This window comes from Immundisolibacter sp., from assembly GCF_041625615.1.
Classification (GTDB): domain Bacteria; phylum Pseudomonadota; class Gammaproteobacteria; order Immundisolibacterales; family Immundisolibacteraceae; genus Immundisolibacter.
This window is the reverse complement of record NZ_JBFJTF010000006.1, coordinates 1-12337: the sequence shown is the minus strand read 5'-3', so window position 1 is coordinate 12337 and position 12337 is coordinate 1. Positions and strand designations below refer to the sequence as shown.

12 protein-coding genes are annotated in these 12337 nt (G+C 69.8%); 6 read left to right on the top strand and 6 right to left on the bottom strand.

The genetic code is table 11. The features are described 5' to 3' along the window. Nucleotides 1-20: 20 nt before the first annotated feature. From rmuC to ABYX71_RS00895, 3 genes are read left to right on the top strand one after another with little or no spacing between them, the layout of a single operon-like run. Nucleotides 21-1427 carry a DNA recombination protein RmuC gene (gene rmuC, locus ABYX71_RS00905; protein ID WP_372693984.1) on the top strand — a complete coding sequence of 469 codons (1407 nt, stop codon included), beginning with the start codon at nucleotides 21-23 and terminating at the stop codon, nucleotides 1425-1427. Nucleotides 1428-1453: 26 nt separating this feature from the next. After that, entirely contained in the window at nucleotides 1454-2731 is a 1278-nt protein-coding gene (locus ABYX71_RS00900; RefSeq protein WP_372693982.1) for an MFS transporter, read from the top strand. A gap of 58 nt (nucleotides 2732-2789) precedes the next feature. Continuing rightward, nucleotides 2790-3407 carry a nitroreductase family protein gene (locus ABYX71_RS00895; protein WP_372693980.1) on the top strand — a complete coding sequence of 206 codons (618 nt, stop codon included), beginning with the start codon at nucleotides 2790-2792 and terminating at the stop codon, nucleotides 3405-3407. A 22-nt stretch (nucleotides 3408-3429) separates the two neighbouring features. Here ABYX71_RS00895 and ABYX71_RS00890 read toward each other — a convergent pair whose 3' ends face one another. From ABYX71_RS00890 to ABYX71_RS00875, 4 genes are all read right to left on the bottom strand, one after another. Continuing rightward, a complete protein-coding gene (locus ABYX71_RS00890; protein ID WP_372693978.1) occupies nucleotides 3430-4389 on the bottom strand; it encodes an L-threonylcarbamoyladenylate synthase in 960 nt (319 codons plus the stop codon). Further along, entirely contained in the window at nucleotides 4386-4718 is a 333-nt protein-coding gene (locus tag ABYX71_RS00885) for a 4a-hydroxytetrahydrobiopterin dehydratase (protein WP_372693976.1), read from the bottom strand. The genes ABYX71_RS00890 and ABYX71_RS00885 overlap by 4 nt, the downstream gene beginning before the upstream one ends. Nucleotides 4719-4721: 3 nt before the next feature. Then, nucleotides 4722-6065 carry a 23S rRNA (uracil(1939)-C(5))-methyltransferase RlmD gene (rlmD, locus tag ABYX71_RS00880; protein ID WP_372693974.1) on the bottom strand — a complete coding sequence of 448 codons (1344 nt, stop codon included), beginning with the start codon at nucleotides 6063-6065 and terminating at the stop codon, nucleotides 4722-4724. A 69-nt stretch (nucleotides 6066-6134) separates the two neighbouring features. Further along, nucleotides 6135-7067: a DMT family transporter gene (locus ABYX71_RS00875; RefSeq protein WP_372693972.1), complete on the bottom strand. Its 933-nt coding sequence runs from the start codon at nucleotides 7065-7067 to the stop codon at nucleotides 6135-6137. A gap of 86 nt (nucleotides 7068-7153) precedes the next feature. Here ABYX71_RS00875 and def point away from each other — a divergent pair, with 86 nt between their 5' ends. Together def and ABYX71_RS00865 are read left to right on the top strand one after the other, a co-directional pair. Next, nucleotides 7154-7681 carry a peptide deformylase gene (def, locus tag ABYX71_RS00870; protein ID WP_372693970.1) on the top strand — a complete coding sequence of 176 codons (528 nt, stop codon included), beginning with the start codon at nucleotides 7154-7156 and terminating at the stop codon, nucleotides 7679-7681. Nucleotides 7682-7728: 47 nt separating this feature from the next. Next, nucleotides 7729-8067: a tryptophan synthase subunit beta gene (locus ABYX71_RS00865; RefSeq protein ID WP_372693968.1), complete on the top strand. Its 339-nt coding sequence runs from the start codon at nucleotides 7729-7731 to the stop codon at nucleotides 8065-8067. Between the two features lie 14 nt (nucleotides 8068-8081). Here the strand turns inward: ABYX71_RS00865 and ABYX71_RS00860 are convergent, their stop codons facing one another. Together ABYX71_RS00860 and ABYX71_RS00855 are read right to left on the bottom strand one after the other, a co-directional pair. Next, complete coding sequence (locus tag ABYX71_RS00860) at nucleotides 8082-10022, bottom strand: EAL domain-containing protein (RefSeq protein ID WP_372693966.1); 1941 nt, start codon at nucleotides 10020-10022, stop codon at nucleotides 8082-8084. Beyond that, nucleotides 10019-10708, bottom strand: a complete 690-nt coding sequence (locus ABYX71_RS00855) for a transglutaminase-like cysteine peptidase (RefSeq protein ID WP_372693965.1) — start codon at nucleotides 10706-10708, stop codon at nucleotides 10019-10021. Before ABYX71_RS00855 ends, ABYX71_RS00860 begins: the two co-directional genes overlap by 4 nt. A gap of 213 nt (nucleotides 10709-10921) precedes the next feature. Here ABYX71_RS00855 and ABYX71_RS00850 point away from each other — a divergent pair. After that, the coding region (locus tag ABYX71_RS00850; protein WP_372693964.1) for an ABC transporter transmembrane domain-containing protein at nucleotides 10922-12337 on the top strand (1416 nt) is incomplete at its 3' end.

Sequence of the window (12337 nt, the reverse complement as noted above, 5' to 3'; positions counted from 1 at the left end):
CTCTTGGACCGTTTTCCGGCATGGTGTTTTCCGTCCCCGTCCTGGTCGCGCTGGCGGCCGGGTTGCTGGCCGTGGTGCTGGCTGTCTTCCTGGTGCAGGCGCGCGGTCGCCTGGGATACGCGCTTCAACAGGGCGAGCGTTTGGCAGCGGAACTGGACACCCTGCGCGGCGAACAGCAGACGCTGGTCGAGGCACGTGCGCGCCTGCAGGCCGACTGCGCCCGTCTGCCGACGCTGGAGGCCGCGCTGCACGACCGCGAGGCGGCGCTGCGCGCCCGCAGCGACGAGGTGCAGGCACTGGCCGTGCGCCTCGAGCGCGCCACCACGGAGCTGGCCGAGGAGCGCCGGCGCAGCGAGGAGAAGCTGGCCCTGCTGCACGAGGCGCGCGGACAGCTGACCGAGCAGTTCAAGAACCTGGCGCAGGAGATCCTGGAGGACAAGAGCAAGCGCTTCACGGACCAGAACCGCACCAGCCTGGAGGCGCTGTTGAATCCGCTGCGCGAGCAGATCGGCGGCTTCCAGAAGCGCGTGGAGGACGTTTACGACAAGGAATCGCGTGACCGGGTGTCGCTCCTGAAGGAAATCCACACCCTGCGCGACCTCAACCAGCGTGTTGCCGAGGATGCCGTGAACCTGACCCGGGCGCTCAAGGGCAGCACGCGCACGCAGGGTGCCTGGGGCGAACTGGTGCTCGAACGGGTCCTGGAGCAGTCCGGCCTGGCCAAGGACCGCGAATACGAGCTGCAGGTCAGCATCACCGGTGAGGACGGCCGCCAGCGGCCGGACGCCATCGTGCACCTGCCCGACGGCAAGGACGTGGTGATCGATGCCAAGGTGTCGCTGGTCGCCTACGAGCGCTACGTCAGCGCCGAGGACGACGTCGCCCGTGCCCAGGCCCTGCGCGAGCACGTGACCTCGCTGCGCACGCACATCCGCACCCTCGGCGACAAGGCCTACCACCAGCTGCCGGGTGTGCGCTCGCTGGATTTCGTGCTGTTGTTCGTGCCGGTCGAGCCGGCCTACATGGAGGCGCTGCGCGCCGAACCGGCGTTGTTCGCCGAGGCGCTGGAGCGCAACATCGGGCTGGTCAATCCGACCACGTTGCTGACCACACTGCGCATGGTCCAGAACGTGTGGCGTTTCGAGCACCAGAGCCGCAACGCGCAGGAAATCGCCCGCCGTGCCGGCGACCTGTACGACAAGTTCGTCGGTTTCGTGCAGGACGTCCAGACCGTCGGCACCCGGCTGGAGAGCACGCAAAAGGCGTTCGATGCCGCTCACAACAAGCTGGTCAGCGGGCGCGGCAACCTGGTCAAGCGGGCCGAGGATCTGAAGGCGCTCGGCGTCGAGGCATCCAAGGCCCTGCCGGCGGAGCTGGTCGAGCAGGCGCGGGCCGAGTTGCCGGCGCCCGGCGGCGACGGTTTCTGACGGCCTGCGAACCGCATAGAACTAACGTGTCCGATCGTCTCGTGGCCCGCCTCGGTGGGCGGGTGTACTACGGCTGGGTGGTGCTGGCGGTGGCGTCGCTGGGCGGCTTCATTTCCGCCGGCAGCAGCCAGATGTACATGGGCTCGGTGCTGCTGGCCATCACGCAGGACACCGGCTGGAGCCACACGGCCATTTCCACGGCCCTGCTGGCCGGCACCGTCACCGGGGGGTTGATCTCGCCGCTGGCCGGCGCCTGGGTGGACCGCCGGGGTCCGCGCCTGCTGATGGGGCTGGCGGCCATGGTGATGGCGTCGGGCTTCGTGCTCATGGGCTGGAGCCCTAGCCTGGCGGTGTTCTTCCTGGGCTACATCCTGGCGCGCGGGGCGGCGCAGGGCGCGCTTGGCGGGGCAGCGCAGCGGGCCATCGCCGTGCACTGGTTCCAGCACTACCGTGGCCGGGCGCTGGGCATTGCCTCCATGTCGGTGCCGCTGGGCGGCGCGGCGATGGCCTTCGCCGGTGCCTGGTTGCAGCGCCACGGCTGGGACTGGCGCGAGGTGTTCGTGGCCATGGGCGCGCTCAGCGTGCTGGTGGTGGTGCCACCGGCCTGGCTGCTGCTGCGCCGCAGTCCGGAGGCGCTCGACCTGCAGCCGGACGGTGGGCCGGTGACGCGGCACGAGGCAAAACCCGGCCGGCGCCCGCGCCCGAGCGGCGACGATTACCCGTGGACCCTGCAGCAGGCGCTGCGCACCTGGGCGCTGCGCCTGCTGATGGCAGCGGCGGTGGTGGCGATCGCCGCCAACGGCACGGTGGTGTTCTACCACGTGACCTATCTGGTCAGTCGGGGCGTGTCGCAGGTGCAGGCGGTGACCGCGGTCAGCATCCTGGCCCTGACCGGCGCGCTGGCCAACGTGGTGTGGGGCTATCTGTCGGAGTTTTTCTCCGAGCGGCGGCTGGCCATCGTCTCGCAGTTGCTGGCTGCCGGGGGCATCCTGCTGATGCTGACGGTGGACACCACCACCGGCGCGCTGGTGCTGTCCGCCGTGCTGGGTCTGCTGGTGCGCGGCGAGGGTTCGCTGACCGGGCTGATCCTGTCCAGGTATTTCGGCCGTTTCGCCTTTGGCCGCATCGCCGGGGTGATGGCCAGTTTCCAGCTGATGGCGCTGGGGCTGGGGCCGGTGATCGCCTCGGCCGTGTACGATGTCTATCACTCCTACGCCGCCATATACGGCCTGATTGCGGCCGGCTACGTCGGCTCGGCGAGCTTTTACCTGCTGGCGCGTCGCCCGACCCCACCGGCTGCCTGAGGCGGTCGGTCGGGTGCGCCGTTCAGCGCACCACACCGCACTATCCATGGAGGCAAGCATGAGTTTCTCGGAACTGGTTCAGGCCCGGCGCAGCGTGCGCGACTACGATCTGTCGCAGCCGGTGACCGACGCCGACCTGAAGGCCATCTTCGACGAGGTGATCCTGAGCCCGAGTGCCTTCAACCTGCAGCAGTGGGCGTTCGTGGTGGTGCGCGAGGCGGAGCAGAAAAAACGCCTGCGTGCGGCCGCCATGGACCAGGCACAGGTTGAGAACTGCGGGGCGGCCATCGTGGTCTGCGCCAGGCTGGACGCCCACGTCGACGCGCCAACCGTGTTTGCCCAGGCGCCGGAGCCGATGCGCGAGCGCATGATCGGCATGACCGCGCAGATGTACGGCGGCAATGCGCAGTTCGCCCGTGACGAGGCCATTCGCGGCGCGTCCCTGGCGTCGATGACGCTGATGTACGCGGCCAAGGCGCGCGGCCTCGATACCGGCGCCATGATCGGCTTCAATCCGCAGGCGGTGGCCGAGGTGATTGGCCTGACCGACAACTACCTGCCGGCCATGCTCATCGTCATGGGGCACGGCAAGGCGCCGGCGGCGCCGCGCGGCTACCGCAAGCCGGTGAGCGAGGTGGTCAGGCTCGAACGCCTGGACGGCGCGGGGCTGGCTTGATCCTCCGTGGCGTCCGGGCGGCTCAGTCGTCCGTGGCCACGGCCCGTCGCAGGCGGTCGTTGACGGCGCGCCAGGCGTCGTCCTGCGGCGGGGCCTCGATCAGCAACCGATCGTAGCCGCCACGGTCCAGTTCCCGCAGCGCCGCGTACAGCCCCCGTCCGTAGGCCGGCGGGTCGTCGGGCAGGGCGAGGCCGTGCCCCAGCGGCCGGCCGAGGGCCAGCACGCCCACCCGGTCGCCGTGCGCGGCCAGTGCCGCCAGTCGGCCCGGCAGGTCGGCGCCGTTGACCAGTTCGGCTGGCGTGCGCGGCGCGTAGTGGCGCGCCAGCAGGCCGGATGCGCGCGGCGCCGGTGCCTGGCGGGCGGCGCGCTGGGCGGCCGGTGCGTGGCCGGTGACACGGGTGATGTCGGCGGCACCGATGGCGCCCGGGCGCAGCACCACCGGTGCCCCGCGCGACAGGTCGACGATGGTGGATTCCAGCCCCACCCGGCACGGGCCGCCGTCCAGGATCAGCGGCACCGCGTCGCCGAACTCATCGCGCACGTGGGCGGCGGTGGTGGGGCTGATGTGGCCGAAGCGGTTGGCAGACGGCGCGGCGATGCCGCTGGCGAAGGCGCGCAGCAGCGCCAGTGCCAGCGGGTGATCGGGCACGCGCAGGGCCACCGTGTCCTGGCCGCCGGTGACGGCCAGCGGTACCCGCGCGTGGCGGCGCAGGATCAGCGTCAGCGGGCCGGGCCAGAACGCCGCCGCCAGTGCCCGCGCCGCCGCCGGCACGTCGGCCGCCCAGTCTTCCAGGGCCGCCTCGGGCGGCAGGTGCACGATCAGCGGGTGGTCGGCCGGCCGGCCCTTGAGGGCGAAGATGCGCGCCACGGCGTCCGGGTTCAGGGCGTCGGCGCCGAGGCCGTAGACGGTTTCGGTCGGCAGCGCCACCACCTGCCCGGCGCGCAGCAGCGCGACTGCCTGGTCGATGACGGCCGCGGTCATGGCGCCAGGCGGTCGATGTGCGCGGCGAGGATGAAGTCGTTGCGGCTGAGGCCGTCCACCGTGTGCGTCCACAGCGTCAGGTCGACCCGGCCCCAGCGCAGCACCAGGTCCGGGTGATGGTCCTGCGCCTCGGCCAGCGCGCCGATGCGGTTCACCAGTGCCAGCGCCTGGGCGAAGTCCGGCAGGCGCCAGCTGCGTGTGAGGTGGTGGCCGTCGACGATCTGCCAGGCGCCGTCCAGCTGCGCCAGCAGCGGCGGCCAGTCGGTCGCCGTCAGCGGGCGGGCGCCGGCCGGGAGTGGGGTGCAGTGTTCGCGGGCAAGCGCGTGCATGGCTCAGCTGCGTTCGAACAGGGCGATTGATTCTACGTGCGCGGTGTGCGGGAACATATCGATGATGCCGGCCCGCGCCAGCCGGTAACCCTGCGCGGCCAGCAGGCCGGCGTCGCGCGCCAGCGTGGCGGGGTTGCACGACACGTACACGATGCGCGCCGGGCCGGGCGCCGGCAGGGCGCTGCACAGTGCCTGCGCGCCCGAACGCGGTGGGTCCAGCAGCCAGGCGTCCTGGCGGCCGAGCCGGCCGAGGGCGGCGTCGGCGTCGTCGTACAGGTTGACGGTGTCGAAGGTGCAGCGCTCGGCCAGACCGGCGCGGCGGGCGTTGTCCCGGGCACGGGCTACCAGGGCGGCGTCGCCCTCCAGGCCGAGCACGCTGGCGCCGCGGCTGGCCAGTGCCAGGCTGAAGTTGCCGACGCCGCAGAACAGGTCCGCGATCCGTTCGCCGGGGGTCGGTGCCAGCAGGTCGACCGCCAGCGGCACCAGCTGCTGGTTGATGGCGAAGTTGACCTGGGTGAAATCGAGCGGCCCGAACTCGAGCGAGAGGCCGAATGCGTCCAGCCGGTACTGCAGCGGCCGGTCGTCGGCCGGCGGCAGCGGGTGTACCGAGGCCGGGCCCGCCGGCTGCAGGAACCAGCGCAGGCCGTGCTCGGCGGCGAAGGCGGTCAGCGCGGCACGGTCGGCGTCGCTCAGCGGCGCCAGGTGGCGCATGACCAGCAGCACGTCGTCGTCGGTGGCGGTCACTTCCAGCTGCGGCACCTGGGCGGCGATGGACAGACCGCCGATCAGGGTGCGCAGCGGTGCGATCAGGTCCGACAGGCGTGCGTCGAGCACCGGGCAGGCGGTCATGTCGGTCAGGAAGGACGAGCGCCGTTCGCGGAAACCGACCAGCACGCCGCCTTTCTTGGGTACGTGGCGCACGCCCAGGCGGGCCCGGCGCCGGTAGTGCCAGGCCGGGCCGCGCACCGGCGCCAGCCAGGCATCGGGTGCCACGTTGCCCAGGCGTTCGAGCTTCTCTGCCAGCTGCGCCTGCTTGTCCCGCGCCTGGGCGTCGGGTGCCTGGTGTTGCAGCACGCAGCCGCCGCAGCGCTCATAGGCGGCGCACGGGGGCGTCACCCGCTCCGTCGATGCGTGCAGCACGGCGGTGGTGATCGCCTCGTCGTAGCTGGCGTGGCGGTTCAGCCAGGCGGCTTCGACGCGTTCGCCGGTCAGCGCGCCGGCGACAAAGCACAGCTTGCCGTCGAGGTGAGTGACGCCCTGGCCGCCGTCGGCCATGCGTTCGATCAGTACGGGTTGCGGTAACGGTTCGGTGGCCGGCTTGGGGGCACGGCGGTGGCGGCGTTTCATCGGCACGGGTGCTGTTGGCGGGGCGGGCATTATGCGGGCAGGCGCCGGGCGGCGCTGCTGCGGGTGGGTTCAGTCGGCAGGTGTCCGGCGGCTTGGCAGTGTCACCAGCAGTACGCCGGTGAGCACCAGGGCGGCGCCAAGCAGCTGCACGGCGGTGGCCGGTTCGCCGAGCAGCACCACGCCAAGATAGATGGTGATGATCGGCCCGGCCGAGCCGATCATCGCCACCCGGCCGGCGCCGATGCGCTTGATGGCCTCGGCCAGCAGCAGTGACGGCAGCACGGTGGAGAACACCGCCATGGCCAGTGCCAGGCCGTAGATGGGCCAGGGCTGGCGCAGGGCGGCCAGCGGCTGGGTGGCGGCGAACTGCGCCAGCACCAGTGCGGTCGAGATGAGCATGCCGTAGGCGGCCGTGCGTCGGCTGCCGAGGCGGGCGATGGTGTTGCCGCTCGCCAGCAGGTACAGGGCGTAGGACACCGCCGAGCCGAACACCAGTGCGCTGCCCAGGATCAGCACGCCACGGTCGCTGGCCAGGCGCAGGTCGCTCAGGAACGCGAGCGCGATGCCGCCGTAGGACAGCGCCAGCGCCCAGCGTTCGCGCCGTGCCACCGGGCGGCGTGTGAGCCAGGCGCCGAGCACCACCACCAGGGTCGGGTACAGGAACAGGATCAGCCGTTCCAGGCCGGCGTTGATGTATTGCAGGCCCCAGAAATCGAGGATGCTGGCCAGGTAGTAGCCGGTCACACCGAGCCAGGCCAGCCGCAGCCAGTCGCTGGCCTGCAGCGGCGTGGCGGTGCCGCGGTCACGTGCCTGCCAGGCCAGGGCGAGGAAAAACGGCAACGCCATCAGCATGCGCAGTGCCAGCAGGGTGACGGCGTCCACCGGCTGCCAGGCGTAGGCGAGCTTGACCAGGATGGCCTTCATGGAGAAACCGAACGCCGCCAGCAGCGCGAACAGTGCGCCGTTGGAGCTCAGGCGTTGGCGGGCGGTAACCGCGGTCATGGTGGGCAGGGCAGCGGGAAGGCCGCGCAGTGTAGCGGCAGGCGCGCTGCGGTACGCTGGTGCCGGTTGTACGGCTCGGAGGCGTTATGGCAGTCAGGCAGGTGCTGCGGATGGGGCATCCGTTATTGCTGCGTGTGGCGCAGCCGGTGGCCGATCCGCGCGATCCGGCGGTTGCCACCTTGCTCGAGGACCTGTTCGACACCATGGCGGCCTGCAGCGGCGCCGGCCTGGCGGCGCCGCAGATCGGTGTCTCGGTGCGGGTGGTGGTGTTCGGCGTGACGCACAATCCGCGCTACCCGCAGGCCGAGGCGGTGCCGCGCACGGTGCTGATCAATCCGGTGATCGAGGTGCTCGACCCGACGCCCGAGGCCGGCTGGGAAGGGTGTCTGAGCGTGCCCGGCTTGCGCGGGCTGGTGCCGCGGCCGCGGGCGGTCCGCTACAGTGCGTACGACGAGCGTGGGCAGCGCATCGAGCGCGAGGTCACCGGTTTTCACGCACGCGTGGTGCAGCACGAGTGCGACCACCTGGACGGTGTGCTGTACCCGCAGCGCATGCCGGACCTGCGCCAGTTCGGGTTCGAACCGGAAATCCTGCACGCCATGGGTGGCGCCTGAGCGGCGATCGGTATCATGACCGCCCTTGCGGGCACGGGGTGTGACAGATGTTCTATGTGCGGCGCGCCACTGACGGCTTGATCGAGGCGGTGTTTGCCGAGCCGCAGGACGGCAGCGAGGGGCCGTTGCCGGGCGATCATCCGGATGTGCTTGAGTTCCTGCTGCGTCACGGCGGTGAGGCGGCGGCGGCCGAGGCGTTGTCGGTTACCGACGCCGACCTGGCACGCGTGGTGGAGGACCTGGTCGCGCTGTTGGCTGACAACGGCGTGATCATGTTCACCGACCTGCCGGAAGGTGCCCGACGCAAGCTGTTGCTGCGTGGCCGGCTGCGTGCCCGTCTGGGGGCGTTCAATCCGCTGGTGGATGGCGACGACGACGTGCTGTGACGTTCGCCGCCGGGCTACAGCGGCTGCGGCGTTGCCAGGTGATAGCCCTGCGCGCCATCCATGCGCAGGTCGCAGACGGCGGTCAGCTGCGTGGCGTCCTCGACCGTCTCGGCAATGATCAGGCACTCCAGGCCGTGTGCGACCTCGCGCAGGGTATGGACGAAAAACCGGCTGTCGCTGTCCTGTGGCAGGGCGCGGATGTAGCGGCCGTCGACCTTGATGTAACGCAGTTTCAGCCCCGCCAGATAATCGAACGGGTTGAAGCCGCGGCCGAAGTGATCCAGCGCCAGGCCGCTGCCGGCGCGCGACAGCCGCTCGGCGAGGTCCCGCAGCGCCGTCAGATGTCGGGCCGCGCCGTATTCGGGCACTTCGAACGTGAGTCGCCCCGCCAGGGTCGGGTGTGCGGCCAACTGTGAGTCCAGCCACTGCCGGAATTGAGTGTCGGCGAGAGAGCTGGGGCTCAGGTTCACCGCGAGACGGCGGTCGGCCGGCAGTTCGGGCAGGCGTTGCAGTACCGAGCCGACCACGGCACGGTCGACAGCACTGGCGAGACCGAACCGTTCGGCCATGGGCATGAACCCTCCGGCCGGCAGCAGTTCCCCGTCGCTGTGCAGGCGTACCAGCACCTCGTGATGCAGTGGCGCTTCGCCGTCAAGACGCATGACCGGCTGGACATACAGGGCCAGGGCACCGTCGCGCAGGCTTTCGTTGAGCAACTCACGCCAGGCACTGGCGGGGCGCGGGGTGGTGCCGGTCACGGGCGCCGCCACGTGCCAGGCGTTGCCGGCCTGGGTCTGCGCCGCGCGCAGCGCCGCGTCGGCACGGCTGAGCAGGGCCGATGGCGTGTCGTTGCCGGCATGCACGGCCAGGCCGACATGACCGACATCCGCCTCGGCCAGCAGGCCATGGTCGTGCAAGCCGGCCAGCGCGCGACTCAGGGTGGCGCCCAGTTCGGCGAGTTCGGCATCCTCGCCGCACGCCACAAGCAACCCAAAGTCGGCGCCGCCCAGGCGCGCCAGGGTGTGGGGCGCGAAGTCGGCGCTGGCCTCACGCAGTGCGCCGGCCGCCTGGCGCAACAGGTCGTCACCGGCGGCGTAGCCGTGGGCATTGTTGAAGGCCTTGAAGTCGCGCAGCTGCACCAGCGCCAGCGTGCCGCGAAAGTGTTCCTCCGGGGCGGTCAGCAGGTGGTGCAGGTCGTGCTCGAACAATGCCCGGTTGCCTAGGCCGGTCACCGGGTCCCGGAACGCCTGGGCGCGCAGGGCCTCGCTGAGCGTGATCTGCTCGTGCAGCATCTGTTGCACCTTGCGCGACATGTGGTTCATGGCCTGCACCACACGGCGCAGCTCGCGCGTGCGTGGCAGGCGCTCCTGAACCGGGAAGTCGCGCGCGGCGATGGCGATCGCCTGGGTTTCGGTGGCACGCAGCGGGCGCAGCAGCACGCGTACGCCCAACACCGCCAGCAGCATAGCCAGAACACTGACGGCCGCGAACAGCTGGATCGAGTCACGCGTGGTGCGCCACAGCTCCAGGTAGGCGTAGCCGGGGTTGCTGCGCACGCGGACCTGGCCCAACTGCCGCCAGCCGGACATCAGTAGCGCATCACCGACCGGTGTCCGCAGCGGCAGAAGTCCCACGAACCAGTCCGGCACCTCGCCCAGACGCACCGGCTGGGTGCGCTGCAACAACACGGCGCCGTCGGTGTTCACCAGTTCAATGGTGCGGTAGTAGCCGCTGTCGAACATGGCGTCGACCATGGATTCCATGGTGGCGCGGTCGTCTTCGGCGACGCTGGTAGACAGCGACAGGCCCAGTGATGTGGCGGCGTCCTGTGCGTGCGATTGGAGCTGGGCGTCCAGGTACTGGCGCGTGTTGACCACGTTGATGGTGACGCTGCCGACGAATACCAGCAGCAGGACTGCCAGGATGGCCATGATCAGTTGCCGAAGCAGCGTCATCGTTTTTTCTCTATGGTTTGTGCGAAGGCTTGGCCGGCACTGGCCCGTTGCTGTGCCAGGCGGCTTTTGAGGTCCTGCCACAGGCTCAATCGCTCGGCACCGCCCACCCTTTGGCTGCGGCCGCGGGCCTTGGACAGCCACAGGCCGTAGCCGTTGAAACTGTACACGGGGACCAAGTCGCTGCGGGCGGAACCGGGCAAAACGTCGATTGCCAGGTTGTCCAGCACCAGCGGATCCGCGGCCGGGTTGGCGTAGTAGGCCAGCACCATGTGCGCCTGGCTCAGGCGAAGTGCCTTGACGTAGGTGATCTGCAGACGCGACTCGGGGACGCCCATCTCCAGCAGTGTGAAATATTTCGCAATCGCGAAATCCTCGCAGTCACCACCGCCACTGGTGAGGAACTCCACCGGCGTTGCCCAGTAGTCGGCACGCCGCCAGTGCACGATGTCGTCGACGAATTCCAGCCGGTTGAAGAAGTCGTTGGTGGCCTGCAGTTGGGTGTGCAGGGGGTGGTCGCGGTAGTCGTCGATCAGGGCCTGCCAGGCGCGCAGGCGATCGGCTGCCAGCGCGCCGTGACGCTGGGTGACGGCCTGCAGGGTGGCGTCGTCGAGCGCTGGCCAGTCGGCGCTGGCCGGCAGCAATAGAATAGTCAGCAGCAGGCACAGCAAACGCGAATGCCGCGCCACGCCGCGTCGCTCGCGACACGCGGATTCTGGGCGCGGCGATGAGGGCTTTCTGTCACACGGCACGGTTCGGTTCCGGGGGCGCCGACGCAGCGATACCGTCGCCACGCTGGTGCCAGTCGAAGAAGCGGGATGACACCGTTATCTGGGCCTTGTGCCAAGTTTGGGCTGGTGTATTGTCTACGGCCCATTGCGCCCGAACCTTAAGGGTTTTTCATGGAAAACGCTTCCGCGTCGGCTGCGGCCCAATGGCCGTTGGCTGACGCCGATCTGCATCGGCCGGATGATCCGCTGCTCGAGTGTCTGACCTTTCTGACGCGCCTTTACCAGCGCCCCAAGTCACACCAGGCATTGACGGCCGGGTTGCCGTTGCAGGACGGGGCGCTGACGCCGGCGCTGTTCGTGCGCGCGGCCGAGCGCGCCGCCCTGAGCGCTCGGGTCGTGCGTCGTGCGCTCGATCAGATCAGCCCGGCGGTGCTGCCGGTTGTCGTGCTGCTGCATGATTGTCGGGCGGTGGTGCTGTTGGAATGGCAGGCAGAGGGCGCGGCGCGGGTGGTCGACCCGGACGCGGGCATGGGTGAGGCCGTTTGGCCGCGCGAGCGTCTGGAAGCCGAGTATGCGGGCAGCGCGTTGCTGGTACGCCCGGCACCGATCTTCGACGAACGCAGCGCCGAGTACGCGGCGCCGGTGTCAGGACACTGGTTCTGGGGAACGCTGCGCAAGCTGTGGCCGATTTACAGCGAGGTGCTGCTGGCGGCATTTCTGGTCAACATCTTCGCGCTGGCGTTGCCGCTGTTCACCATGAACGTCTACAACCGGGTGGTTCCGAACCGCGCGGTGGAAACGCTGTGGGTGTTGGCCATCGGCGTCGGTGTGGTGGCGCTGTTCGACCTGCTGATGCGCACCCTGCGCGCGTACTTTCTGGACGTGGCCGGCAAGAAATTCGACGTCGCGCTGTCGGCGCGCTTGTTCGAGCGGGTCATGGGGCTGCGCATGGAGGCCCGCCCGCGTTCGGTGGGGGCGTTTGCCAACCAGCTGCAGGAATTCGAGGTATTCCGCGAGTTCATTACCTCCGCCACGTTGACCACGTTGATCGATGTGCCGTTCGCCCTCCTGTTCCTGGCCGTGATTGCGTGGCTGGGAGGGCCCCTGGTGTTGGTGCCGCTGGCGCTGATGCCGCTGGTGGTGCTGTATGCCTGGCGGGCGCAGGTGCGCCTGCGCGCGCTGGTGCAGGAATCCATGCGCCAGGCATCGCAAAAGCACGCCACGCTGATCGAGACCCTCACCGGTTACGAGACGGTGCGCAGCATTGGTGCGTCTGGCCCCATCCAGCGTCGTTGGGAACAGCTGGTCGGCTCCCTGGCGCGGCTGGGCATGCGCTCGCGCATGCTCTCGGCGTCCGCCATCAACGCCGCCGGCCTCGCCGTGCAGCTGTGTTCCTTGGGTATCCTGGTGTACGGCGTGCACTTGATCATCAAGGGCGAACTCAGCGTCGGTGGCTTGATTGCCTGCGTGATGCTTGCCAGCCGGGCACTGGGTCCGTTGGCACAGGTTGCGGCGCTGCTGGTGCGTTTCGATCAGTCGGTGGCGGCGTTGCGGTCGGTGGACCAGATCATGCAACTGCCGGTCGAG

Coding starts and splice junctions, on each gene's coding strand:
- rmuC (WP_372693984.1), top strand. CDS start 21: ATGGTGTTTTCCGTCCCCGTCCTGGTCGCGCTGGCGGCCGGGTTGCTG.
- ABYX71_RS00895 (WP_372693980.1), top strand. CDS start 2,790: ATGAGTTTCTCGGAACTGGTTCAGGCCCGGCGCAGCGTGCGCGACTAC.
- ABYX71_RS00890 (WP_372693978.1), bottom strand. CDS start 4,389: ATGACCGCGGCCGTCATCGACCAGGCAGTCGCGCTGCTGCGCGCCGGG.
- ABYX71_RS00885 (WP_372693976.1), bottom strand. CDS start 4,718: ATGCACGCGCTTGCCCGCGAACACTGCACCCCACTCCCGGCCGGCGCC.
- rlmD (WP_372693974.1), bottom strand. CDS start 6,065: ATGAAACGCCGCCACCGCCGTGCCCCCAAGCCGGCCACCGAACCGTTA.
- ABYX71_RS00875 (WP_372693972.1), bottom strand. CDS start 7,067: ATGACCGCGGTTACCGCCCGCCAACGCCTGAGCTCCAACGGCGCACTG.
- def (WP_372693970.1), top strand. CDS start 7,154: ATGGCAGTCAGGCAGGTGCTGCGGATGGGGCATCCGTTATTGCTGCGT.
- ABYX71_RS00865 (WP_372693968.1), top strand. CDS start 7,729: ATGTTCTATGTGCGGCGCGCCACTGACGGCTTGATCGAGGCGGTGTTT.
- ABYX71_RS00860 (WP_372693966.1), bottom strand. CDS start 10,022: ATGACGCTGCTTCGGCAACTGATCATGGCCATCCTGGCAGTCCTGCTG.